We start from the raw sequence: 23,318 nt of genomic DNA on the forward strand, positions 1-23,318 counted from the left end.
CCGCTGCCGGCCCCGGGCCGACGCGGTGCCGCGGGGGAGTCCCGCCGTCGTCCCGATCGTCGAGAACCCTGGAGGTCCTGTGACCACGTCATCCGATTCCCGGACTGCCCCCGCTCCCGCCGGGGAGACCTGGCGGGACCTGGTGCGCCTGGACTCGCCCACGGAGGAGCGCAACCCCCGCACCCGGGATCTCGACACCCTCGGGGAGGAGGAGCTGGTGGCGCGGATCCTCGCCGAGGACGCCACCGTCGTCGCCGCTGTGCAGGCGCAGTCCGGGGCACTGGCCGCACTCGCCGCCCGCTGCGTCGAGACCATCGATGGCGGCGGCACCGTCCACTACGTCGGGGCGGGGACCTCCGGCCGGCTCGGGGTGCTCGACGCCGTGGAACTGGTGCCCACCTACAACGCCACCGAGGACATGGTCACCGCGCACCTCGCCGGCGGACCGGAGGCCATGATGCGCGCCGTCGAAGGAGCCGAGGACGACCCCGAGGGCGGCGCCCGCGTGGTCCGGCAGCAGTGCACCGCCGCCGACCTCGTCATCGGCCTCGCCGCCAGCGGCCGCACCCCGTTCGTGCGCGGAGCCCTGCAGCAGGCCCGAGACCTGGGGGCCGGAACTGCACTGATCGCCGCCAACCCGCGGGCGCCGCTCGCCGAGATCGCCGACATCGCCGTGCTGCTGGACGTCGGCCCGGAGGTCGTCACCGGATCCACCCGGATGAAGGCCGCGACGGCCCAGAAGATCGCCCTGAACACGCTGTCCACCGCGACGATGGTGCGGCTCGGCACCACCTACGAGAACCTTATGATCGACGTGCGGCCGACGAACGAGAAGCTCGTCGCCCGCACCGTGCGGATGCTGGTGCAGGCCACGGGGCGCAGCACCGAGGATGCCGCCGCGATGCTGGAGGATGCGGGAGGATCGGTGCGGGTGGCGCTCGTGGCGCTGCTCGCCGGGGTCGATGCCGCCACCGCCGCACCCGCCGTGGCCCGGCACGCCAAGGACCCCGACCGCATCGGGGATCCCGCCGGGATCCGCACCGCCGTGGAGGAGTTGAGATGACCGCCGCCGCTGACGCGCCCGTCACCGTCCGTCTGCGCAGCCTGCGCGACGACCTGCAGCCGGCGCTGCAACGGCTGGCCGATGTGATCCTCGCCGACCCTCCGACGGCGGCGGGGATGACCATCAGCGAACTGGCGGAATCGGCCGGCTGCTCCGAGGCGACCGTGGTGCGCTTCGCCCATGAGCTCGGGTACACCGGCTATCGCGACCTCCGGTTCCGCCTCCACGACGACGCGGTCTCCACCCGGGTGCGGGGTGCCGACGGACCCGAGACCGGGGACATCGACCCCGACGACGATCTCGCCACCGTGGTGGGGAAGATCGCCGCCGCCGACTCCCGAGCCGTGCTCGACACCGCCCGGGCGCTGGATCTGGCGTCCCTCGAGGTGGTCGCCGAGCACCTGCGCGGCGCCCGCCGGATCGTGGTGGTCGGCGCCGGCGCCTCCGCCCTCGCCGCCGCGGATCTGGGGCAGAAACTCGCCCGGATCGGCCTGCCCGCCCACATGCACCTGGGCCCCCACGACTCCCTGCCTGCGGTCGCGCTGCTCGGTCCGCAGGACGCGGTGGTGGCACTGTCCCACTCCGGCCGTACCGAGGAACTGGTCACGGCGCTGCGGATCGCCGGTGACCAGGGGGCCTTCCGTGTCGCGATCACCGGCTCGGCCGGAAGCCCCCTGGCGCGGCGGGCCGACCAGGTGCTCATCACCTCCGCCCAGGAATCGGCGGTGCGTTCCGGTGCGACCGCCTCTCGCATCGCTCAGCTCACCGCCGTGGACTGCGTGTTCGTCGCTGTCGCTCAGGGCCTGCCCGACCTCGGCCGGGAGGCGCTGCGACGCACCCGCACCGCGGTGGAGAGCCTGCGCCTTCCGTGATCGCGGGCCGGGGAGCGTGACCGCCGCCGGTGGTGGCGTTCCGCGAGCAGGGAGATGCCCAGGGCCACCCCTACGCTGGGGTGATATGACCGACGCCGCGCCCGCCCCCGCCCCGTCCCCCCTCGATCACTGGCCGCCCCGCTGGGAGCCCGCCGCCGTCGTCTTCGACTGCGACGGCGTGCTCGTCGACACCGAGGGCCGGTGGGTCGAGGCCCAGACCGCCTACCTGCGCGAGCACGAGGTCGAACTCCACGACGACGTGCGCCGCCGCATCACCGGCGGCAGCGCCGAGGTGGTCCTCGCGGTCCTCGCCGAGGCGGTCGGCCGCACCCCCGAACAGGTGGCGCACGACCTGCGCCAGCGCCACGGCACCTCCGTCGACCACGAGCTGGTGCCGCTTCCCGGTGTGGTGGATCTGATCGCCCTGATCAGCGAGCGCAAACCCGTCGCGGTCGCATCCAACTCACCGCGGGAGCTGCTGGACCTCAAACTGGAGCGTCTCGGGCTCGCCCCCATGATCGACGCGAGTGTCGCCATCGAGGACGTCGCCCGCCCCAAGCCGGCCCCCGACATGTATGCGCATGCGGCTCAGCTGCTCGGTGCCGCCCCCGCCGACACCCTCGGCTTCGAGGACTCCGAGACCGGTGCCCGCGCCGCCGTCGACGCGGGGCTGCAGCTGATCGCGGTGCCGTCCATCCCCGGGCAGCATCCCGCCGCACCCCGCACCCTCGAATCCCTCGCCGACCCGCAGCTCCACGACTGGGTGCGCACCTGGACGGTGACCCGATGACCGCCCCCGACCGTCGGCCCCACCCGGACAACCCATTGCGCCGCGCCTTCGGTGACTGGACCCCCTCCGCCGTCGTCGTCGACTGCGACGGCCTGCTGATGGACACCGAATCGGTGTGGAACGGCACCCAGCGCACCATCCTGGAGCGCTACGGCACCACCCTCAGCCCCGAGGATGACGCCGCCATCGTCGGCACCACCGTCGAGGATGCCGCCGCCATCATCGCCCGCGCCTCCGGCCGTGACCTGGACCAGGTGCTCCCCGAGCTGAAGAGCCGCTTCGAGGAGGACCTGCGCGCCGACCTCGACCTGCTCCCCGGCGCCGAGCAGACCGTCCGGGCGATCGCCGCGAAGGTGCCGATCGGCTGCGCCTCCAACTCCTGGCATGAGGCCCTGGTCGACAAGCTGACCCGCACCGGCCTGATCGACGCCTTCAGCACCCTGCAGTCCGCCGACACCGTCGAGAACCCGAAACCCGCCGGGGACATGTACGCCGCGGCGGTCGCCGCGCTCGGCGCCACCCCTGAGCAGGCCCTCGGGGTGGAGGACTCCGCCCTCGGCGGCCGGGCGGTGCTCGCGGCCGGGCTGCGGCTGCTGGCCGTCCCCCCGGTCGATGGCGACGTGCCCGGTGCCCACGTGCGGCTCTCCTCGCTGGACGACCCCGCCCTGCACGAGTGGATCCGCAGCTGGTGACCCGCCGCACAGGGCGGTGATCGTGATGGAATGGGGCGCATGACCCAGACCCCCTCGCATGACGACGCCCCCCTCGCCCGCCCCGCCGGGTCCGCGGGGGACGGCACCCCCACCGGCAGCGCCACCGGCGCCCGCGTGCGCGGCAGTGCCCTGCGCGGCCGCGGCTGGCTGAACACCGGCGGCGGGGAGATCACCCTGGAGCAGCTGCGCGGCAAGGTCGTCGTGCTGGACTTCTGGACCTTCTGCTGCGTGAACTGCCTGCACGTGCTCGACGAACTGCGGCCCGTGGAGGAGAAGTGGGCGCAGGAGATGGTCGTCATCGGCGTCCACTCCCCGAAGTTCGAGTTCGAGAAGGACCCCGACGCGCTCGCCGCGAACGTCGAGCGCTACGAGGTCACGCACCCCGTGCTCGACGACCCCGAGCTGCGCACCTGGAGTGAGTACGGCGCCCGCGCCTGGCCCACCCTGGTGGTGCTCGACACCCACGGCCGCATCGCCTCCACCCTCTCCGGGGAAGGGCATGCCGAGAACCTCGATGCCCTGATCGGCCGGCTCGTCGCCGAGGGCGAGGCCGACGGCTCCCTCGTCCGCGGCCCGGCCCCGACGGTGCTCGAGGCCCGTACCGAGCAGCCGCTGCGGTACCCGTCGAAGGTGGTGCGCCTGGACGACGGTCGACTCGTCGTCTCCGACGCCGGTCAGCATCGCCTGGTGGTGTTCGCCGACGACGGTGTCACCGTCGACGAGGTGATCGGCTCCGGCCGTCGCGGCTACGCGGACGGCGAGGCCGAGGAGGCCGCCTTCGCCGAACCCAACGGCATCGTGGCCCTGCCGGAGGACGTCGCCGACGCCGCCGGGTACGACCTGCTCGTCGCCGACACGGCCAACCATCGCCTGCGCGGCATCCGCCTGGGGCGCAACCGGCTGCTGCGCGGCCGCAGCGCCACCACCGTCACCACCGTCGCCGGCAGCGGCACCCAGTGGATGCAGGGCCGCCAGCTGCCCGTCGGCGGCGGTGACCCCCTCACCTTCGACCTGTCGACCCCGTGGGACCTCACCTGGTCGTCGGTGCTGAACTCCGTGGTGATCACCATGGCGGGCATCCACCAGATCTGGACCTTCGATCCGCGGCGCGGTGCCCTCGCGGTGCTCGGCGGCACCACCCAGGAGGGCCTCGTCGACGGCGCCCTCGTCCGCTCCTGGTGGGCGCAGCCCTCCGGCGCCGATGAGTTGCCCGACGGCCGGATCGTCATCGCCGATTCGGAGACCTCCGCGGTGCGGGTGATCGACCCGCAGACCTTCACCGTCCGCACCCTGGTGGGGGAGGGGCTGTTCGACTTCGGACATGTCGACGGGCCACTGGAGGGTGCCCGGTTGCAGCATCCGCTCGGGGTGACCGCTCTGCCCGACGGCCGCATCGCCGTCAGCGACACCTACAACGGGGCGATCCGTCTGATCGACGAGACCGCCGGGAGTGTCGTCACCGTCGCCACGGACCTCGCCGAACCCTCCGGTGCGGTGGTCGGAGTGCCCGTCGACGGCATCGGCCAGCTGGTCGTCGTCGAATCCGGCGCCCACCGCCTCACCTGGGTGTCCATCGCCAAGGCCGCCGAGCAGGTGATCGACGAGGGTGCCCGTCGTTCCGAACGGCCCGTCACCGAGATCGGCCCCGGCCCGCTGCGGGTGCGGGTGACGTTCACCCCGCCGCCCGGTCACAAGCTCGACGACTCCCTCGGCCCCTCCACCCAGGTGAGCATCAGCACCACCCCCAGGGGGATGCTCCGCAGCGGCGGGGGGACCTCCACCGAGCTGGAGCGGACGATCGAGCTGGACCCGGAGCTTACCGAGGGTGTACTGCATGTGAACGCCCGCGCGGCCAGCTGCGACGCCGACCCGTCCGTCGAATTCCCCGCCTGTCACATGCACCAGCAGGACTGGGGTGTGCCGTTCCGCGTCGTCGACGGTGGTCCCGACCATCTGGACCTGGCCCTGCTGGGCTGACCGCCGCGGCGACCCGGCCGAATCCGCCGTCTCTGATGCCGGCTGCCGATCCCTGCTGCTGATCTCCGACCCACCCCGACCTGTTCCAGGGAGCTTCACCCGTGGATTTCCTCGCCACCTATCCCCTCGGCGATGACATCGCCTGGACCCTCCTGATCACGTCGGTGGTGACCGTCGGCGTGCTCGCCGCTGCGGTCATCCTGCCGCGCCGCCTGGCCACCGATCCCGACGACCCGCAGCTGCGACCGGAATCCGCGGCGCGGCTGGGGGGTCTGCTCGGCGCGGTCGCCTCCGCCCTCGGCTGGATCGGTGTGCCCCTTGCGGCCCTGCTGCTGCTGGCGCAGAACGGACCGCTGGACGGACGGCTGGTGCGGGCCGGGCTGCTGCTCGTGGGTCTGTTCCTGCCGGTGATCTCCGCGGCCCTGACGGGTCGCTTGCTGTGGCGCGCCCAGGGCCTCGCCGCGGACCGCCGCCTCGGCCTGGTTCCGCGGCTGGGCGGTCTCGTGGCTGCGACCTCGGTGGCGGTGCCCGCCGTGCCGATCCTCGCCCTGTGGTGGAGCGTGCGTGCCACCGCCGGCTCCGCCCTCATCGCCCTCACCGTCGGCACCGCCCTCGGGGCGCTGGCGCTGCATGCGGCCACCGCCGCCGCCCACTCCGCCGGGTCCGCCGCCACGCTGCTGGCCGGCACCCAGGAGAACGATCTCGACCGCCACGACCCGCGCAACCTCGGCGCCTCGCATCTGCGGGACGCCGACCTGCTGCGACGTGGTCCCGTCCGCGCTGCCGACCTGACCGTCCTCACCACCGCCGCCGTGGGGCTCACCGCCGCCCTCGGCACCCCCGTGCTCGCGGCCGAGGCCGTGCTGACCGCCGCCGCCGGACTGCTGCTGGCACTGGTGGCATCGCTGGTCGTGGCGCTGCTGCCGCTGCAGGGCACCCGCGGGCGCGAGGGCGACGCCCTGCGCGTGCGCGCTCTCATCGCCACCCTGCTGCCGGTCGGCGCGCTCGCGGCCTGGCTGGGCCTTGTGATCCCCTCCGAGTATCAGGACCTGCGGTTCCGGCAGGCCGGGATGGCCGACTTCACCGACCCCAGCATCACCGGTGGTCAGCGGGTGCCGCGGGAGTCCCTGGAACCGCAGATCCTCCAGAGCCGCGGCGACCTCGGCTCCTTCGTCGCCCAGACCTCCGATGCCCGGGACGACACCGCCCTGCTGGACGTGCTCGCCCTGTACGGCACCTCACCGGCGGCGCTCGTGGCCGGGTCGCTGCTCGCGGGTGCCCTCCTGGCGCTGCTGGCCCTGATCCTCACCGCCGCGATGGCCGGCCGCGACAGCGGACGGTCCCTGCTGGTGGCCCGCACCAGCCGCACCGGCGGTGCTCTCGGGCTGCTGGCCGCCGCCGGCCGCGCCGCTCTCGGGGCCGCTCTCGTGCTGGTGCCGTTGGCGCTGCTCGCGGCCGGGGTGGCCGGTGCCTCCGCCGGGGTGGAGGCCCTGCGCTCGGCGCTGCTCGCGGTCGCCGCGCTCGGTGCGCTGCTGGTGGTCGTCGCCCACGCGGCCCCTGCCCACGCCGCGGAACTGCTCGACGATCCGCGCCTGGAGGAGGACCACCGCGGGGTGGTGCGCCATGGCGACTCCGAGACCGCCGCCCCGCTCGCGGTGGGACAGGCTCTCGTCGGTCTCGGCGTGCTCGGGGCGATGCAGGCGGTGATCGCCGCCGGGTCCCGGGCGGAGACCGTGTGGGAGGACCGGGCCATCCACGACGCCTCCGTCGCCTCCCCGTTCGTCGCGGCGGGTGTGCTGTTCGGCGTGGTGATGCTTCTGGTCCAGGTCGCCTCGGTGCTGGAGATCGGCCGCCGCCTCGGCGCCGGGGCCGTCGTCGACACCCGCACCGCCCTGCTGGACGACACCGGCCGACTGCCCCTGGTGGATGTGCTGCCCGGTGCCCGCCGCGCCGCCACCCTGGTGCTCGTCGCGGCGGTGCTGCTGCCGGTGATGGTCGCGGGCGCGGCAGGTCCCGCCGCCCTCGTCGCGTATGCGGCGGTGGCCCTGTGCGGGGCGGTGGCGCTCAGCCTGTGGTCCACCCAGCTGGTGATCGCCGCCGAGCGGGCCCTCGAACTGATCGAGGCCGGTCGCTTCGGCGGGCGCGGGTCCTGGGCGCACTCCGGGGCGCTCGGCACCGTCGCCACCGCCGGGGCGCTGCGCGGCGCCCTGGGGCCGGCCCTCGCCGTCGGGGCGCTCGCCTCCGCCCTGGTCGCCTCGCTGCTGGTACCGCTGACGGTCGCCTGGTACGCCGGCACCGTCGACGTGTTCCTCCGCGCCGGGATCGCCCTGCTGGCCCTGGCCCTCCTCGGTGGTGCTGCGGTCTACGCCGCCTCCACTGCCGAACCCGACCTCGAGGACGACGCCTCCGAGGTTCCCGCACCGCTGTTCGGCACAGCCGAGCAGGCGGAGGGGTCCGGGCGTGGCCGCGTCAGTCGACCGGGGTTGCCGCGAGGACGCCGCGGACGATGAACTCCTCCAGCGCGGGGGGATCCTCCCGCGATGCCGTCGGGCGGCCGATCAGCAGGGCGTGGATGATCCGGATCGTGGGATCCACGGCCAGGTCGGTGCGGAACTCCCCGGCCTCGATGCCCCGGTGGAGGATCTGCCGCAGCACGTCCTCGATCAGCAGGACATGCTCCCGCATCCGCACCGCGGTCTCCGCCGGCAGAGGCGTGCGGATCGCCCCACCGCCGGGCATGTGGAAGGCGTCGTTCAGCTCCACCTGGGTGCGCACGTACAGCCGAAGCTCCTGGGTGGGGTCGTCTGCTCCCGCGATCCCCGCCCGCAGCCGCTCCAGGTAGTCGGTGGTCTCCTGCAGCGCATACTCCGCCAGCAGCACCGACCTGTCGGGGAAGTGGTTGTACATCGCCGTGCGCCCGACGCCAGCAGCCTGCGCGATCTGCGCGAAGGTCAGGTCCTCGTAGTCGTGCTCGGACAGCAGTTCACCCAGGGCGTCGAAGACCCGACGACGCACACGGTCGCGGTGCTCGGCAAGGGTCCGGCCGGAGATGCGGGGCATGCGATGGGCTTCCTCACGGTGACGCGGAAAGGAGAAAGGCTCCCTGCCGCAGCAGGGAGCCTGTCCGGAGCGGGTGACGGGAATCGAACCCGCGCTGTCAGCTTGGGAAGCTGAAGTTCTACCATTGAACTACACCCGCGAACGACCGGCGGTGCCGGTCAGGCGTCCGAGAGTCTACCCCGCGAGAGCGCGAGCTGGCGAATCGTCGGCCCGATATCCTGGGCCCGTGCTCCTGAGCGATCGTGACATCCGCGCCGAGATCGACGCCGGTCGCGTGCGCCTAACCCCCTACGACCCGGACATGATCCAGCCGGCCTCCGTGGACGTGCGCATCGACCGGTTCTTCCGCCTGTTCGACAACCACAAGTACGCCATGATCGACCCGGCCCGGAACCAGGAGTCGCTGACCCGGGAGGTCGCGGTCGATCCGGAGGAGCCGTACATGCTCCACCCGGGCGAGTTCGTGCTGGCCTCCACCTACGAGCAGGTGACCCTGCCGGAGGACATCGCCGCCCGGCTGGAGGGGAAGAGCTCTCTGGGGCGGCTGGGTCTGTTGACGCACTCCACCGCCGGGTTCATCGACCCCGGCTTCATGGGGCACATCACCCTGGAACTGTCGAACATGGCGACGCTGCCGGTGGCGCTGTGGCCGGGGATGAAGATCGGACAGCTGTGCTTCTTCCGGCTGTCGAGCCCCGCCGAGCGCCCCTACGGCACCGAGGGGAATCTCAACCGGTACCACGGTCAGCGTGGTCCCACGGCCTCCCGCTCCTACCTGAACTTCCACCGCACCGTGATCCCCACGGATCCCGCTGCTGAGCCCAGCACCGATCCCGAGCCGTCCGAGGACTGACATCGCCATGGCCGAGCAGCTCACCGTCCGTCACCGCCTGCAGCTGCCCGCCTCCGTCCCCCGGAGGACGTCGTGACCATGCTGCGCAGTCTGCGTCCACAGGCGCAGCTGGTCGATGACACGATCGCCCTGGGGGAGGGGGTGAGCCTGCGGCACGAGCCGAGCCGGCGCCGGCCCGGGCGCTGGGCGCTGGAGACCCCGCGGGTGCGGGAGCAGCAGCACGCCCCCGAGCTCCCCGACTCCCACGGGTACGGCCGCGCCTTCGCGGAGGGACTGCCGTTCGGGGCGGAACGCCGGGCCCTGGATCTCGCGTGGACCCTCGCGCGGCGTCTCGGCGGAGCGGTCGTCACCGACTCCGGGGCCCGCCTCGAACCGCACCCCGCGCAGGTGCGCGACCTGCAGGTGGTCGCCCTGGAGGCGCTGGGCGCCGACGGACTCCTCGCCCTGGCGCGGGCCGTGGAGCCGACGGCCGCGGCTCTGCCGACGGCCCCGGACAGTGACGTCGCCGCCGTGAGCGTGCCCGTCGAGCAGGGGTATCTGTTGGTGGCGCGCGGCCCCCTCGACCCGGTGCCGACGGCTCTGGCCGCGGCGCCCTGGACGGCGGAGGCGGTCTCCTTCACCATCCAGCACCATCCCCAGGATCCGGAGGAGGATGCCCTGGAGACGCCCGATGCGGCGACGGGGGACCGGTGGACCCGGGTGCTGCGCACCGCCGGACACCTGGCGCTCGCGGTGCGCGGCGCCGTCGGCGGCTACGTGCTCGACGGTGAAGGTGTGCTGGTCGACCCGGCGGACCTCACCTGACGGAGGCGTCCCCCGCGGCTCCGCTCTCGCGTCCGGACCGTCCCGCCGCCCCCAGGGGGATGGGCAGGAAGGCCAGCAGCCCCACCAGCAGCACCACGAGGATCCCCAGGAAGCCCTGACGGGGCACCCCGGTGAGCGCGACCGCCACCGAGAACGCCCCGGTGCCGAGGAATCCGAGGGCCCGACCGGTGGTGGCGTACAGGCCGAAGTCCTCCGCCTCGCGGCCGGGCCGTGACATCCGCGACAGCAGGCTGCGGGAGGCCGACTGCACCGGCCCGACGAAGCAGCTGATCAGCACACCCATCACCCAGAACACGGCCTTCTGCGGCAGCACCAGCACCACCAGTCCCAGCACGATGATCGCGAGGGTGCCGACGATGATCACCCGGCGGGGGCCGAACCGGTCGTCGGCCCGGCCCCCGAGGAACACGCCCATGCCGGCGGCGAGGTTCGCGACGATCCCGAAGAGGATCACCTCGGGGGTGGAGAAGCCGTAGGCGGTGGCGGCGAGCACCCCGGCCAGGGCGAACACTGCCCCCAGGCCGTCGCGGTAGATCGCCGATGCCACCAGGTACCACAGCAGGATGCGGTCCTCCCGCCACGAGCGGGCCAGGTGCCGACCGATCTGTGCGTACCCCTGCCAGGGCGTCCAGCGGTCCGCCCCCGGTGTGGTGTCCCGACCCCGGTGCCGCGGAGCCCGCAGCATCAACGGCAGCGTCAGCACCAGGATCCACACCGCGACGAACAGCGGGATCGCCCGGATGTTCCACGCCCGCTCGGCGGTGATGCCCAGCAGACCGGAACCCGGCATGACGAAACCCAGCAGCACCACCACCAGCGCCAGGATCGACCCCCAGTAGCCGACGGCCCAGGCGGTGCCGGAGACCCGGCCGCGGTTCTCCACCGTGGAGATCTCCGGCAGCACCGAGTTCACGAACACCCCGGCGAGCTCCGAGAGCACCACCGCGAGGGCGATGAGGATCGCCCCGGGCCACAGCAGGGAGCGGTCGGGGGCGATCAGCGGCATCAGGGCGATCACCAGCACCGTCGCGAGGGTGGTGATCCGCAGCAGCGGGTTGCGGGCGCGGCCGCTGTCGGCGAGGTTCCCCAGCAGCGGCGCCAGCAGCGCCACCGCGAGAGCCCCCCAGGCCTGTGCGGCGGAGAGCACCTGGGCCCCTCGCGCCTGCGCGGCCTCGACCTCCATCGGATCCGTGAGATCCCCGGCGGCCACCGCGGTCGTGAGGTAGGTGGCGAAGACGAAGGTGAGGATCACCGAGGAGAACGCCGACATGCCACCGTCCCAGAGGGCGAAGGCCCGCACGGCGTGACGTCGATCCTGGGGGCCCGAGATGAGGAGGCTCTGGTCCACGCGCTCACTCTAGGGTCACACGCACGTGAAACCCCCGTCCGTCGATAGAATGGTCGAGGCGTCCGCAGTGTGGCCCCGCCCGTGAGTCCCGGGGTGCCCGTCCCGGTGATGGTAAACCGCCCGAGCGAGAGGAGACTGCGTGCTGACCCTTCTCCTCGCCCACGCCGTCGCGGCACTCATCGCCCCGTGGCTGGTGCGACGGATCGGTCGCCACGCCTTCTACCCGCTGGCCCTGGTGCCGCTTGCCGGAGCGGTGTGGACCGCCGCCCATGATCCCCGCGTGCTCGCCGAGCACCCCCTGACGCGCACGATCCCGTGGTTGCCGCAGTTCGACCTGTCGATCACGGTGAGGATGGACCCCCTCAGCTGGGTGATGACCCTCCTGGTGTGCGGTGTCGGAGCGCTGGTCCTGGCCTACAGCGCCCGGTACTTCCACGACGGGGAACCGGGGCTCGGACGATTCGCCGGGGTGCTCACCGCCTTCGCCGGGGCGATGGCCGCCCTGGTGCTGGCCGACGACGTGATGGTCCTGTTCATCGCGTGGGAGCTCACCACGATCTTCTCGTACCTGTTGATCGGCCATTACGCCGGGAAGCAGGCGTCCCGCCGCGCCGCCATGAACGCGCTGATCTCCACCACCGCCGGGGGCCTGGCGATGTTCGTGGGGCTGCAGATGCTGGCGGTGCGCGCCGGCAGCGCCCGGTTCTCCGACATCCTCGCCAGCGGGATGTGGGAGCAGGGCGGCCCCTACCTCGTCACCGCGATGCTGCTGGTGATCGCCGGTGCCGCCTCGAAGTCGGCCCTGATCCCCACCCATTTCTGGTTGCCCGGCGCGATGGCGGCGCCCACGCCCGTCTCGGCCTACCTGCATGCCGCGGCGATGGTGAAGGCCGGCATCTACCTGCTGCTGCGTTTCGCGCCCGTCTTCGCGCAGATGCCGCGGGTGGCGGCCGTGGTGGCGGTGTTGGGTGCTGCGACGATGCTGCTGGGCGGATGGCGTTCCCTGCGGCAGACCGACCTCAAACTGCTGCTGGCCTTCGGGACCGTGTCCCAGCTGGGGTTCCTCGCCGCGGTGGCGGCCCTCGGCACCCGTGGCACCACCCTCGCCGCGATGGGGATGATGCTCGCCCACGCCCTGTTCAAGGCGCCGCTGTTCATGGTCGTCGGCATCATCGACAAGACCTTCGGCACCCGGGACCTGCGTCGGCTCAGCGGGGTGTGGCGGGTGATCCCCGTTCCCGCGGTGATCGGCATCCTCTCCGCGGCCTCGATGGCGGCGGTGCCGCCCCTGTTCGGCTTCGTCGCGAAGGAGGGCGTGTACACCTCACTGTGGGAAGCCGGCGGCTGGCATCGGGTGCTGTTGGCGGCCCTGGTCGTCGGCAGCGTGCTGACCGTCGCCTACTCGTGGCGATTCGTGCGTGGCGCCTTCCTCGACTCGCCCGGAGCCCCCGCGGTGCCGGCGGCCGCGGTGCCGGTGCTGTTCTGGGTGCCGCCCGCGCTGATCGCAGTGGGCACGCTGGTGCTGCCTTTCCTGGCCACGGGTGTGGAGGGCATCCTGCACGCGCAGGTCGAGGATCTGCCGCAGGTGGGGGAGGAGACCCACCTCGCACTGGTGCCGCACCTGGGGGTGCCGCTGTTGCTGAGCGCGCTCACCTTCGGCTTCGGTGTGCTGCTGGCGGTGGCGGCGCGGCCGATGGAGCGACTGCAGGCGGCCGTCTCCCCGGACCGCTTCCGGGAGGGGCCGCTGGGGGATCTGGTCGACGCCGAACGCGGTTTTCGTCGCCTGATGCGCGAGGTAGACCGCGTGGCGGTGGAGGTCACCCCGGTATTCCAGCGGGGGTCCCTGCCGCTGACGCTCGGCACCATGTTGCTGGTGCTGATCGCCCTGACCGTGCCGACGACGCTCGGCGCTCTGCCGGTCGACAACCGGCTCGTGCTGTTCCACCACCCCGCCGAGCCGCTGCTGTTCGCCCTCGCCACCCTCGGCGCGATCGGTGCCGCACGGTCCCGCAGGCGTCTGCGGGCCGTCTTCCTCATCACCGTCACCGGATATGTCGCGGCGATGTTCTTCCTTCTCGCGGGGGCACCGGATGTCGCCACCACCCAGGTGCTGGTGGAGACCGCGTCCACGGTGGTGCTGGTTCTGGTGCTGCGGCGCCTGCCGGTGCACTTCTCCCGACGGCCGTTGAAGCTCGACCGCTGGGTGCGGTGGGCCATTGCCCTGGGCACCGCGGTGGCGATGTGTTCGGCGGCCCTGCTCGCCGCCGGTGCCCGGGTGGCGCAGCCTCTGGGACCGGAGCTGATCGAACCGGCCTACACCATCGGCGGCGGCCACAACGTGGTGAACGTGGCGCTGGTCGACGCCCGTGTGTGGGACACGATGGGGGAGATCTCGGTGCTGCTGGTGGTCGCCACCGGCGTGGCGTCCCTGATCTTCGTGACCCGGCGGGAGCCGCGCATCGACCGGGTCAAGGACCTCGATGAGACCGCCACCATCTGGCGCCGCCGCGACGCCGGGGACCTGCCCCGCAACGTGCTCGCCTTCGACGTGGACGGCGGGGAGCCGGGGCAGAATCGGTGGCGCACCTGGCTGACGGCCGGGCAGACCCTCGCGCCCGAGCGGCGGATGGTGATGCTCGAGGTGGTCACCCGCATCACCTTCCCGCTGACGATGATCTTCTCCCTCTACCTGCTGATGGCCGGTCACAACCTGCCCGGTGGCGGGTTCGCCGGCGGGCTGGTTGCGGGGCTCGCGCTGACGCTGCGCTACCTGGCCGGTGGTCGCTATGAGTTGATCGAGGCAGCGCCCGTCCAGGCCGGTCTGGTGCTCGGCACCGGGTTGAGCATCGCGGTGCTCACCGGCGTGGTGCCCGTGCTGCTGGGCGGCGGGGTGTTCCAGTCCTACCAGGTCACGCTGCACCTCCCGGCGCTGGGAGAGGTGCACCTGGTCTCCGCACTGATCTTCGACATCGGCGTGTACCTGGTGGTGGTCGGCGTGATGCTGGACTTCCTGCGCGCCCTGGGCGCCCAGATCGATCTGCAGCAGGAGGCCGATGCCGATGTCCGTTAGCCTCACCCTGCTGCTCACCGCCGGAGTGCTCATCACCTGCGGCGTCTACCTGGTGCTGGAACGCACCCTCACGCGGATCATGCTCGGGTTCATTCTCGCCGGGAACGGCGTGAATCTGCTGTTCATCGTCGCCGCCGGGACACCCGGCCTGCCGCCGTTCGAGGGCTCCGCCCCGGTGGAGGACCTCACCGACCCGCTGCCGTTCGCGATGGTGCTCACCGCCGTGGTGATCACCCTGGGGGTCACGGCCTTCGGCATGGCCCTGGCGTACCGCGCCTGGCAGCTGTTCGGTCATGACGAGGTGCCCGACGACGTCGAGGATCGTCGCGTGCTGGGGCGCAGCCGCCGCCGCGGCGGCGGGGGACCTGAACTGTCCCGCTCGCAGGGCCTCACGGAGGAGAACCGTCGCGGTGCGCTGCTGCGCTCCCAGGGCCTCGCGGACGAGGAGGATCTGCTCGGCGGAGACCTGTCCTCCGCGGCCGATGCTCCGCAGGACCCGACCGAATCCGACGAGGGCGACCCCAGCCCGCGGTGGCGCCGCACCTCGGAACCGTCGGTGCGGGGCCGCAGCGCCTCGACAGGACGGCCGGCGTCGGGCCATGCCCGCATCGCCGACCCCGCCGGGGGGCACCCGGGTGATCACGCGAAGGTCCTCACCCCGGAAACGCATTTGCATGCCGAGGGGGAGAACCCGGCCCCGGAACGCCCCGGACATCACGGTGCCGGTGCGAGCGGAGGTGAGCACTGACCATGGAGACTCTGCTCGCCCTGCCCGTGCTGCTGCCGCTGATCGGTGCGGCCTTCGCCCTGCTGGTGCAGCACTCCCTGCGGTTGCAGGAGGCCGTCACCATCACCACGCTCGCGGTGGTGCTGGCGGTCGCCTCGGTGCTGGCGCTGACCGTGGACCGTGACGGGCCGCTGGTGCTGCAGATCGGCCGATGGACGCCGCAGCTCGGCATCGTGCTGGTCGGGGACCGGCTCTCGACGCTGATGCTGGTGGTCTCCAGCTTCGTGACCCTCGCGGTGCTGGTGTACTCCACCGGTCAGTCGGTCACCGAACGGCTGGCCCGCACCCCGATGGCGATCTACCACCCCACCTACCTGGTGCTGGTCACCGGGGTGTCGAACGCCTTCCTCGCGGGGGACCTGTTCAACCTGTACGTCGGGTTCGAGGTGCTGTTGGCCGCCAGCTACGTGCTGCTCACCCTCGGGGGGTCCGCCAGCCGGGTGCGCGCCGCCACCACGTACGTCATCGTCTCGATCCTGTCGTCGATGATCTTCCTGTCGGGCCTGGCGGTGATCTACACGGCCGTGGGTACTGTGAACATGGCCGAGCTGGCGGTGCGGCTGGACCAGTTGCCGCCGGGTGTGCGGATGACCATCGAGCTGCTGCTGTTGGTGGCGTTCGCGATCAAGGCGGCGATCTTCCCGCTCTCCGCGTGGCTGCCGGACTCCTACCCGACCGCGCCGGCGCCTGTCACCGCCGTGTTCGCCGGCCTGCTCACCAAGGTGGGCATCTACGCGATTATCCGCCTGGAGACGCTGCTGTTCCCCCAGTCGCAGACCTCCACGCTGCTGCTGATCGCCGCGGCCCTCAGCCTCGTGATCGGGATCCTCGGGGCCGTCGCCCAGACGGACCTCAAACGCGTCCTGTCCTTCACGCTGGTCTCCCACATGGGGTACATGCTCTTCGGCATCGGCCTGTCCACCCGGATGTCGATGACCGCGACGATCTTCTACGTCGCCCACCACATCATCGTGCAGTCCACCCTGTTCCTCGCGGCGGGGCTGATCGAAGCCAAGGGCGGCACGACGAACCTGGTGCGGCTGGGTGGCCTCGCGCGCACCGCGCCCCTGGTGGCTGTCCTGTTCTTCGTCCCCGCGATGAACCTCGCCGGGATCCCGCCGCTGTCCGGGTTCCTGGGGAAGGTGGGGCTGGTGCGTGCCGGTATCGCGGTGGGCACACCGCTGGCGTGGATCCTCGTGGCCACGGCCGTCATTACCAGCCTGCTCACCCTCTACGCGATCGCGAAGATCTGGAACCGTGCCTTCTGGCAGGAACCGCCGGAGCCCCTGGAGGACGTCGACCGTCCGCTGCCGGCCCCGATGGTCGGGGCCACCGTCGCACTGGTCGCGGCGTCTCTGTGCCTGACACTGTTCGCGGGCCCGTTGCTGCGATTCGCCGACGGTGCCGCCGAGGACGTGCTGCAGCGCACCCCCTACGTGGAGGCGGTGCTCGGCCCTGATGCTGCCCAGCAGCTCGTCTACCGCATCGACGACCAGGGAGGGAAGGTGCAGGTGCGATGACGTCTCCGCGACTGTCCCAGCTTCCCCACCGCGCCGCCGGTCTGGTGATCGGTGTCGCCTTCTGGTGCCTGCTGTGGGGTGAGGTCAGCGTGAAGAGCGTGCTGGGCGGCATCGTCGCCTCGCTGCTGGTGCACCTGCTGTTCCCGATGCCACCGACCAGCGGGGAGCTCACAGTGCGGCCCTGGCCTTTCCTCGTGCTGGTGGGGCGCTTCGCCCTTGATGTGGCTCGCAGCTCCGCTCAGGTGTCCCGCATGATCCTGCGGCCGGGCCCGGCACCGCGCAGTTCCGTGGTGGCGGTGCAGCTGGCCTCCCGGTCCGATTTCTTCCTCACCGCCACGGCCCTGGCGGTGACCCTCATCCCGGGGTCGGTGGTGGTGGAGGCTCAGCGTTCGACCGGCACCCTGTTCCTCCACGTGATCGGTGCGGAGGACGAGCAGGCCGTGGAGGACGCCCGCCGCTCCGCCCAGGAGCAGGAACAGCGGCTTCTGCGGGCCATGGCCCGCCGGCCCGTGCTGGAGGAGGTGCGCAGCGTATGAGTGCCTTCGAGATCGTGCTGCTGATGGTCGCGGCCGTTCACGCCCTCGCGGCGGCGATGGTGATCCACCGGATGATCGTCGGGCCGACAATCCTGGACCGCGCCGTGGCCGTGGACCTGCTCACCGTGCTGCTGGTGATGGGTATCGCCCTGTACACGGCGGAGACGGGAGCCACCTGGGGAGTGGTCGCGATGCTGTCACTGACAGCCTGCGCGTTCGTCGCGACCCTAGCGGTAGCGCGCTTCGTGGCCCGCGAGGAACTCCGGGGCGGACGCCCCGGCACCGCCGCGGAGGACACCCCCACCTCCACCGGCGCCCACGACGCGATCCATGTGACCCCCTCCCACCCCGACTTCCACGGAGCGGACCCGGGGCGCGGTTCGACGCGGGAGGAGGAGGGCGCATGAGCCTGACCGAGATCATCGCCTCCGTGCTCCTCAGCCTCGGTGCCGTGCTCACCCTCGTCGCGGCGATCGGCATTGAACGGTTCCCCGATCCGCTGCTGCGCATGCACGCCGCGAGCAAGCCGCAGAGTCTGGGCATCGCTGTGACGCTGCTGGGCGCGGCCCTGGTGATCGGTTCGTGGTCGGCGGCAGGCATCCTGCTGCTGGTGCTGCTGGCGCAGATGACCACCGTGCCGGTGGCCAGTGCCATGCTGGGGCGGGCCGCCTTCCGCCGCGGCTTCGTGCGCGGCGGGCAGTACGTGATCGACGAGCTCAGCCCCCGTCTGGTGCAGGGCCAGGACCAGGACGACGACGAAGACGGCTTCGTCGACGAGCTGGACACCGGGGAGAACACCCTGGCCCAGGACCACGCCGAACGGTTCCCCGAGAACTTCGGAGTGGAACAGGGCCTGGTCTCCGCCTCGCTGCGTCCCGACCTCGCCTCCCTGCCGAACTGGACCGAGCCGGAGGCCATCGACGACGACGACGCCCTGGATGTCGACCTCGACGACGAGGTCGAGCAGGAGGCCAGCGGCTCCCGCGCTGTCGACTGACGGGCGCTGCCGCGTGGCGTGTGGTGCGTGGCGTGGCGGGCACGCCCTACCGGAGCGCGCTGTCCAACGGCACGCGCCTCCTCCGGACGTGGGCTGCCCAGATACCGGGCGGGGTTCGTTTAGCGCGGGCGCCACTGGCGCAGTGCCGCCGTCTGGATCACGGCGCTGGCGAGCGTGATCACCCCAGCCGCCACCACCGGAAGCGCCGTGGTGGCGATTCCATATCCGGGGGGAAGGACGCCGTCGAGTGGCGGGAGCAGATAGGGGTAGACCGACAGATAGGCGACGACCGCGCCGACGGCGACCGCAACGAGCAGAGGAATGAACACGCGGACCACGGACAGGCTCCAACGCCTCGGGTTTGGTGGAGGCTCGGTTAGTTGGTTCCGGCCTCGATGAGGGCGCGGTTGTCAGGGTAGTGGGTGGCCCAGTAGGTGGCCTCGTACTCGGCGGGCGGGACGTGGCCGAGCTCGCCGTGCAGGCGCCGGTGGTTGTACCAGTCGACGTACTCAGCGACGGCGATCTCGACGTCGCTGATGGACTTCCAGCCGCCCTGACGCATGACCGGGTTGCGCACGCACTCGGCCTTGAACAGCGAGTTCAGCGCCTCCGCCATCGCGTTGTCATACGAATCGCCGCGGGACCCCACCGAGGCGACAGCCTCGGCCTCGGCGAGCCGCTCGGTGTAGCGAACCGCGCGGTATTGCACGCCCCTGTCGGAGTGGTGGACCAGACCGGTGACGTCCTGCCCGGCGCGACGCCTGGCCCACAGACCCATGTCCAGGGCGTCCAGGGCCAGGTCGGTGCGCAGCGAGGTCGAGACTTGCCAGCCGACGATCATCCGGGAGAAGACGTCCAGGACGAACGCGGCGTAGACCCACCCGGAGTAGGTGCGGATGTAGGTCAGATCCGCCACCCACAGCTGGTTCGGTGCCTCGGCGACGAACCGCCGCTCGACCAAGTCGGCCGGCCGTGGCGTCTCGGCGCCCTCGCTCAGGGTGGTGCGGCGGGTCTTCTCCCGCGCGATCCCGCGCAACCCGTGAGCGCGCATGAGCCGCTCAACGGTGCACCGGGCCACGGCGATGCCCTTGCGGACCAGCTCGGCGTGGACCTTCCGAGCCCCGTAGACGCCCAGGTTGTCGGTGTGCACGGTCTTGATCTCCTCGATCAGCTCAGCGTCCCGCACGGCGCGCGCCGACGGGAGACGGTTCTTCGCGGCGTAGTAGGTGCTCGGGGCGATCTGCACGCCGGCGTCCTTGAGCACGGCGCAGATCGGCTCGACCCCGAGCCGGCGACCCTCAACGACCCGATCGCGGTGGGTGTCGATGTACTCGACCACCACCTCGGTCGGCACTTCGCGGGCTACTTGATCTTGCGGTCGAGCTCCGCGGCCGCGAAAAAAGCCGCGGACGTCTTCAGGATCTCGTTCGCCCGCCGCAGCTCGCGGACCTCGCGCTCGAGCTGGGCGATCCGCGTCGCGTCATCCGTCGTCGTGCCGGGCCGGACCCCACCATCGATCTCGGCCTGGCGGACCCAGGTCCGCAACGCCTCGGGATGAATCCCAAGCTGATCGGCGATCCGCTTGATCGCTCCCGTGGCCGTCGCAGGGTCCTTCCGCGCGTCCATCGCCATCCGCGTCGCGCGGTCCCTCAACTCCTCGCTGTACTTCCGCGGTGCTGCCATGACTCTCATCCTTCCGTGGAATGAGAGCCTCCATCAGACCCGGGGCGATTCATACACCACGTCCAGGGACTTGACCGCGAGCTGTCGAGGGGGACTCGGAGTGGGCCCTTGACGCGGCGAAGTCTGGCGGAGAGGTGCCCCAGGGTGCGGCGCGCTCTGCCGGACGTCGAGGACTCGAAGGGCCTACCGTTCCGACCCCGGAACGCAGCGAACCCCGCAGCCGGAGAGGCTGCGGGGTTCGCTGTCTGCCCTCACGCCCGGGTCAGGGCGCGTGGGGAAGCAGATGGTGACTCAGAACAGGCCGAAGGCGTTGCCGTCCTCGTCCACGCCCATGCCCAGGGCCGACGGCGCCTTGGGCAGACCCGGCATGGTCATGATGGCGCCGGTGAGGGCCACCACGAAGCCGGCACCGATCTTCGGCACCAGGTCACGCACGTGCAGCACGTGGCCCTCGGGAGCGCCCAGAGCGGTCGGGTCGTCGGAGAAGGAGTACTGGGTCTTCGCGACGCAGACCGGGAGCTTGTCCCAGCCCAGACGCTTGAGCATCTTCAGCTGGCTCGGAGCCTTGTCCTCGAAGACGACGTCCTTCGCCCCGTACACCTCACGGGCGATGGTGCGCAGAGCTTCCTCGACACCGACCTCCGGGTCGTAGAGGTGGTGGAAGGTGTTGCCCTCGTCGAAGGCCTTGAGGACCTCGTCGGCGACGGCCAGGCCGCCCTCGCCGCCCTTGGCCCACACCTCGGACAGGGCAGCCTTGAAGCCGTTCTCCGCGGCCCAGTCGAGCACGGCCTTGATCTCGGCCTCGGTGTCGGTGGGGAAGCGGTTCAGGGCGATGACCGGCTCCACACCGAACTTGCGCACGTTCTCCACGTGACGCTTCAGGTTGGAGGTGCCCTCCAGCGCGGCGTCGATGTTCTCGGTGCCGAGGTCGGCCTTGGCGATGCCGCCGTGCATCTTCAGCGCGCGGACGGTGGCGACCACGACGACCGCGTCGGGCTTGAGGTCGCCGAAGCGGGCCTTGATGTCCATGAACTTCTCCGCACCCAGGTCGGAGCCGAAGCCGGCCTCGGTCACGGTGACCTCGGACAGCGACTGCGCCAGCTGGGTGGCGGCGAGGGAGTTGCAGCCGTGGGCGATGTTCGCGAACGGGCCGCCGTGCACCAGGGCGGGGGTGCCGCCGAGGGTCTGGACCAGGTTCGGCTTGATGGCGTCCTTCAGCAGCAGGGTGATGGCACCCTCGACCTTCAGATCGGCCACGGTCACCGGCTGGCGGTCGTAGGTCATGCCCACGACGATGCTGGCAATGCGCTTCTTGAGGTCCTGCAGGTCCTTCGCGAGGCACAGGATCGCCATGATCTCGGAGGCCACGACGATGTCGAAGCCGTCCTCGCGCGGCACACCCTGGGTGGGGCCGCCCAGGCCGATCACGATGGAGCGCAGCGCGCGGTCGTTGACGTCCAGCACGCGCTTCCACTGGATGCGGCGCGGGTCGATGTTCAGCTCGTTGCCCTGCTGGATGTGGTTGTCCACCAGGGCGGCGAGGGTGTTGTTGGCGATCTGGATGGCGTGGAAGTCGCCGGTGAAGTGGAGGTTGATGTCCTCCATCGGCACCACCTGGGCGTACCCGCCACCGGTGGCGCCGCCCTTGATGCCCATGATCGGGCCGAGCGACGGCTCGCGCAGGGCGACCATCGTCTTCTTGCCCTTGAGGGTGAAGGCGTCGGCGAGGCCGACGGTGGTGGTGGACTTGCCCTCACCGGCCGGGGTCGGCGACATGGCGGTGACGAGCACAAGCTTGGAGGTGTTGCCGGAGGCGGGGATCTTCGCCGGATCCACCTTGGCCTTCACGGTGCCGTACTGGATGAGCGCATCCTCGGGGATGCCGGCGCGCTCGGCGATGGCGGTAATCGGCTCGAGCGTCGCCGCCTGGGCGATCTTGAGATCCGGGTTCTCGGAGGACATCGAGTGCTGCTCCTCTTTCTCGAAAACGCCGTCGGGGCTGAGCCCGTTCGGCGGTGAAGGGTGTGCCCTCACTGTACGGGCGTCGGCAGGGCACGTGCTCGGAGTGCGGCCGATGGAGATCCGGAGGGCGGGACGGCGATCCGCCCGGCCGGGCCCGCCCCCCGGTCGTGCCCGCCCCCCCGGCCGGGCCTGCCCCCGGCCGGGCCTGCCTCCCGGCCGGTGCTCGAGCGTGGAGGAGAATGCTGGGAATTCGGGTCCGATTCCCCATGAAATCCTCCACGCTTCCGGCCCGGACGCGCTGGGGGGTGGAACGCGGACGAGAGCGGGAGCAGCTGCGGGGTCCCCGCCGATCGTGGAGGGCCTCGGCGAGGTCACCGACCGTGAGAAACGAAAAACCCCTGCCTGAGCAGGGGTTTCGTGGCTCCGACCGGCGTCGATCCGGTGACCTTTCGATTTTCAGTCGAACGCTCTACCAACTGAGCTACAGAGCCGTGGCCGCGAAGGCCGGGTGTCAGATTACCAGGGCGGATGCCCGAGTGCCTACTCGGCGGCGGGTTTGCGGGGGAGAGTCGCATCACGTCAGGGGTGGACGGTCCCGGACGACTGCGGCCTCACAGGGGGGCGACGGAAGGCCCGCGGCGACAAGTGCCTCCCAGGGGCGGGCGACCGAGGACCCCGGACGGAAGATGCCGGGAACGGTTCCGGTTCCGAGGGGGCACAGGAGACGACGAAGGCCCGGAGCGTCTGCTCCGGGCCTTCGCTGGGGGCGACCCTGACCGGGCTTGAACCGGCGACCTCCGCCGTGACAGGGCGGCACTCTAACCAACTGAGCTACAGGGCCATTCACCGTCTCGATCCCGCGCCGCGCGATCTCGACCTGGACAACTCTACCGGAGCCTCGCGGTGGTTCTGACCAAACCGGCTGTGACACCGCTCGCACTCGTTCGGTGTGTGGTGCGTAGGAGGGTGGCGCGTCGCCAGCAGGGGATGAGGGGAGGGTGGGAATGCCTGCGCGATGGGAGACGGGGGTGCGGCCGGCATCGGCAGTTGCCAAGAGTGTTGCCATAAGCCCCGACGGTCGAAGCAAAACAGCCTCTGACCTGCGCATTTACTGGTACCCCCAACGGGATTCGAACCCGTGTCGCCGCCGTGAAAGGGCGGTGTCCTGGGCCACTAGACGATGGGGGCCCGTCAGGCCGGGAGCCTGACCGGTTGAGCATATCCAGCACCGGCGCCCCGGGCCACTCGATACCCCCGGGGGT

The 23,318-nt window shown here is 71.5% G+C and carries 19 protein-coding genes and 4 tRNA genes; 14 read left to right on the forward strand and 9 right to left on the reverse strand.

Annotation, left to right across the window (positions count from 1 at the left end; translation table 11 throughout):
• Positions 1-79: 79 nt before the first annotated feature.
• The 6 genes from JSY14_RS09360 (at position 80) to JSY14_RS09385 (ending at position 7,925) form a co-directional block, all read left to right on the forward strand.
• Positions 80-1,063, forward strand: coding sequence for an N-acetylmuramic acid 6-phosphate etherase (locus JSY14_RS09360; RefSeq protein ID WP_259558577.1), 984 nt, complete (start codon positions 80-82; stop codon positions 1,061-1,063).
• A complete protein-coding gene (locus JSY14_RS09365; RefSeq protein WP_259558579.1) occupies positions 1,060-1,935 on the forward strand; it encodes a MurR/RpiR family transcriptional regulator in 876 nt (291 codons plus the stop codon). Before JSY14_RS09360 ends, JSY14_RS09365 begins: the two co-directional genes overlap by 4 nt.
• 85 nt (positions 1,936-2,020) lie before the next feature.
• Entirely contained in the window at positions 2,021-2,725 is a 705-nt protein-coding gene (locus JSY14_RS09370) for an HAD family hydrolase (RefSeq protein WP_259558580.1), read from the forward strand.
• Positions 2,722-3,417: an HAD family hydrolase gene (locus tag JSY14_RS09375; RefSeq protein WP_259558581.1), complete on the forward strand. Its 696-nt coding sequence runs from the start codon at positions 2,722-2,724 to the stop codon at positions 3,415-3,417. The genes JSY14_RS09370 and JSY14_RS09375 overlap by 4 nt, the downstream gene beginning before the upstream one ends.
• Before the next feature lie 39 nt (positions 3,418-3,456).
• Positions 3,457-5,415 carry a redoxin domain-containing protein gene (locus tag JSY14_RS09380; protein ID WP_259558582.1) on the forward strand — a complete coding sequence of 653 codons (1,959 nt, stop codon included), beginning with the start codon at positions 3,457-3,459 and terminating at the stop codon, positions 5,413-5,415.
• Between the two features lie 101 nt (positions 5,416-5,516).
• A complete protein-coding gene (locus JSY14_RS09385) occupies positions 5,517-7,925 on the forward strand; it encodes a pyrophosphatase (protein ID WP_259558583.1) in 2,409 nt (802 codons plus the stop codon).
• On the opposite strand, the gene JSY14_RS09390 is transcribed toward JSY14_RS09385, so the two are convergent.
• Complete coding sequence (locus tag JSY14_RS09390) at positions 7,885-8,475, reverse strand: TetR/AcrR family transcriptional regulator (protein WP_259558584.1); 591 nt, start codon at positions 8,473-8,475, stop codon at positions 7,885-7,887. The genes JSY14_RS09385 and JSY14_RS09390 overlap by 41 nt on opposite strands.
• 68 nt (positions 8,476-8,543) lie before the next feature.
• Positions 8,544-8,614, reverse strand: a tRNA-Gly gene (locus tag JSY14_RS09395).
• Between the two features lie 87 nt (positions 8,615-8,701).
• Between JSY14_RS09395 and dcd the strand changes: the two genes are divergently transcribed.
• Together dcd and JSY14_RS09405 are read left to right on the forward strand one after the other, a co-directional pair.
• Positions 8,702-9,328: a dCTP deaminase gene (dcd, locus tag JSY14_RS09400; RefSeq protein WP_259558585.1), complete on the forward strand. Its 627-nt coding sequence runs from the start codon at positions 8,702-8,704 to the stop codon at positions 9,326-9,328.
• Between the two features lie 78 nt (positions 9,329-9,406).
• Positions 9,407-10,132, forward strand: a complete 726-nt coding sequence (locus tag JSY14_RS09405) for a hypothetical protein (protein ID WP_259558586.1) — start codon at positions 9,407-9,409, stop codon at positions 10,130-10,132.
• On the opposite strand, the gene JSY14_RS09410 is transcribed toward JSY14_RS09405, so the two are convergent.
• The gene (locus tag JSY14_RS09410; RefSeq protein WP_259558587.1) at positions 10,125-11,501 is read right to left on the reverse strand and encodes an MFS transporter; all 1,377 of its coding nucleotides are present in this window, start codon (positions 11,499-11,501) and stop codon (positions 10,125-10,127) included. The two genes, JSY14_RS09405 and JSY14_RS09410, sit on opposite strands and share 8 nt — an antisense overlap.
• A 139-nt stretch (positions 11,502-11,640) precedes the next feature.
• Between JSY14_RS09410 and JSY14_RS09415 the strand changes: the two genes are divergently transcribed.
• From JSY14_RS09415 to mnhG, 6 genes are read left to right on the forward strand one after another with little or no spacing between them, the layout of a single operon-like run.
• On the forward strand, positions 11,641-14,571 hold the full coding sequence (locus JSY14_RS09415; RefSeq protein WP_259558589.1) for a Na+/H+ antiporter subunit A: 2,931 nt from the start codon (positions 11,641-11,643) through the stop codon (positions 14,569-14,571).
• Entirely contained in the window at positions 14,555-15,319 is a 765-nt protein-coding gene (locus JSY14_RS09420; protein ID WP_259558591.1) for a Na(+)/H(+) antiporter subunit C, read from the forward strand. The genes JSY14_RS09415 and JSY14_RS09420 overlap by 17 nt, the downstream gene beginning before the upstream one ends.
• A 2-nt stretch (positions 15,320-15,321) precedes the next feature.
• On the forward strand, positions 15,322-16,878 hold the full coding sequence (locus JSY14_RS09425; RefSeq protein WP_259558593.1) for a Na+/H+ antiporter subunit D: 1,557 nt from the start codon (positions 15,322-15,324) through the stop codon (positions 16,876-16,878).
• Positions 16,875-17,414 carry a Na+/H+ antiporter subunit E gene (locus JSY14_RS09430; protein ID WP_259558596.1) on the forward strand — a complete coding sequence of 180 codons (540 nt, stop codon included), beginning with the start codon at positions 16,875-16,877 and terminating at the stop codon, positions 17,412-17,414. Before JSY14_RS09425 ends, JSY14_RS09430 begins: the two co-directional genes overlap by 4 nt.
• Complete coding sequence (locus JSY14_RS09435) at positions 17,411-17,821, forward strand: MrpF/PhaF family protein (RefSeq protein WP_259558597.1); 411 nt, start codon at positions 17,411-17,413, stop codon at positions 17,819-17,821. The genes JSY14_RS09430 and JSY14_RS09435 overlap by 4 nt, the downstream gene beginning before the upstream one ends.
• Positions 17,818-18,411, forward strand: a complete 594-nt coding sequence (gene mnhG, locus JSY14_RS09440; RefSeq protein WP_259558599.1) for a monovalent cation/H(+) antiporter subunit G — start codon at positions 17,818-17,820, stop codon at positions 18,409-18,411. Before JSY14_RS09435 ends, mnhG begins: the two co-directional genes overlap by 4 nt.
• A 119-nt stretch (positions 18,412-18,530) precedes the next feature.
• On the opposite strand, the gene JSY14_RS09445 is transcribed toward mnhG, so the two are convergent.
• The 6 genes from JSY14_RS09445 to JSY14_RS09470 all read right to left on the reverse strand — a co-directional run bounded on the left by JSY14_RS09445 (position 18,531) and on the right by JSY14_RS09470 (position 23,244).
• On the reverse strand, positions 18,531-18,749 hold the full coding sequence (locus tag JSY14_RS09445) for a hypothetical protein (RefSeq protein WP_259558600.1): 219 nt from the start codon (positions 18,747-18,749) through the stop codon (positions 18,531-18,533).
• 38 nt (positions 18,750-18,787) lie between these two features.
• A protein-coding gene (locus JSY14_RS09450; RefSeq protein ID WP_432803630.1) for an IS3 family transposase occupies positions 18,788-20,094 on the reverse strand; the annotation gives its coding sequence in 2 pieces (ribosomal slippage) (positions 18,788-19,800 and positions 19,800-20,094; 1,308 coding nt in all).
• A gap of 291 nt (positions 20,095-20,385) precedes the next feature.
• On the reverse strand, positions 20,386-22,056 hold the full coding sequence (locus JSY14_RS09455) for a formate--tetrahydrofolate ligase (RefSeq protein WP_259558602.1): 1,671 nt from the start codon (positions 22,054-22,056) through the stop codon (positions 20,386-20,388).
• A gap of 418 nt (positions 22,057-22,474) precedes the next feature.
• A tRNA-Phe gene (locus JSY14_RS09460) sits at positions 22,475-22,547 on the reverse strand.
• 276 nt (positions 22,548-22,823) lie between these two features.
• Positions 22,824-22,897, reverse strand: a tRNA-Asp gene (locus JSY14_RS09465).
• A gap of 271 nt (positions 22,898-23,168) precedes the next feature.
• Positions 23,169-23,244: transfer RNA gene (locus JSY14_RS09470), tRNA-Glu, on the reverse strand.
• Between the last annotated feature and the right edge of the window lie 74 nt (positions 23,245-23,318).

The organism is Brachybacterium sillae, assembly GCF_025028335.1.
GTDB classification, from domain to species: Bacteria; Actinomycetota; Actinomycetes; order Actinomycetales; family Dermabacteraceae; genus Brachybacterium; species Brachybacterium sillae.

What these genes read in the sequence shown, in the direction of transcription:
- JSY14_RS09370 (WP_259558580.1), top strand. Translation starts at nt 2,021, where the DNA reads ATGACCGACGCCGCGCCCGCCCCCGCCCCGTCCCCCCTCGATCACTGG.
- JSY14_RS09425 (WP_259558593.1), top strand. Translation starts at nt 15,322, where the DNA reads ATGGAGACTCTGCTCGCCCTGCCCGTGCTGCTGCCGCTGATCGGTGCG.
- JSY14_RS09420 (WP_259558591.1), top strand. Translation starts at nt 14,555, where the DNA reads ATGCCGATGTCCGTTAGCCTCACCCTGCTGCTCACCGCCGGAGTGCTC.
- JSY14_RS09435 (WP_259558597.1), top strand. Translation starts at nt 17,411, where the DNA reads ATGAGTGCCTTCGAGATCGTGCTGCTGATGGTCGCGGCCGTTCACGCC.
- mnhG (WP_259558599.1), top strand. Translation starts at nt 17,818, where the DNA reads ATGAGCCTGACCGAGATCATCGCCTCCGTGCTCCTCAGCCTCGGTGCC.
- JSY14_RS09430 (WP_259558596.1), top strand. Translation starts at nt 16,875, where the DNA reads ATGACGTCTCCGCGACTGTCCCAGCTTCCCCACCGCGCCGCCGGTCTG.
- JSY14_RS09375 (WP_259558581.1), top strand. Translation starts at nt 2,722, where the DNA reads ATGACCGCCCCCGACCGTCGGCCCCACCCGGACAACCCATTGCGCCGC.
- JSY14_RS09455 (WP_259558602.1), bottom strand. Translation starts at nt 22,056, where the DNA reads ATGTCCTCCGAGAACCCGGATCTCAAGATCGCCCAGGCGGCGACGCTC.
- JSY14_RS09365 (WP_259558579.1), top strand. Translation starts at nt 1,060, where the DNA reads ATGACCGCCGCCGCTGACGCGCCCGTCACCGTCCGTCTGCGCAGCCTG.
- JSY14_RS09380 (WP_259558582.1), top strand. Translation starts at nt 3,457, where the DNA reads ATGACCCAGACCCCCTCGCATGACGACGCCCCCCTCGCCCGCCCCGCC.
- JSY14_RS09390 (WP_259558584.1), bottom strand. Translation starts at nt 8,475, where the DNA reads ATGCCCCGCATCTCCGGCCGGACCCTTGCCGAGCACCGCGACCGTGTG.
- JSY14_RS09405 (WP_259558586.1), top strand. Translation starts at nt 9,407, where the DNA reads ATGCTGCGCAGTCTGCGTCCACAGGCGCAGCTGGTCGATGACACGATC.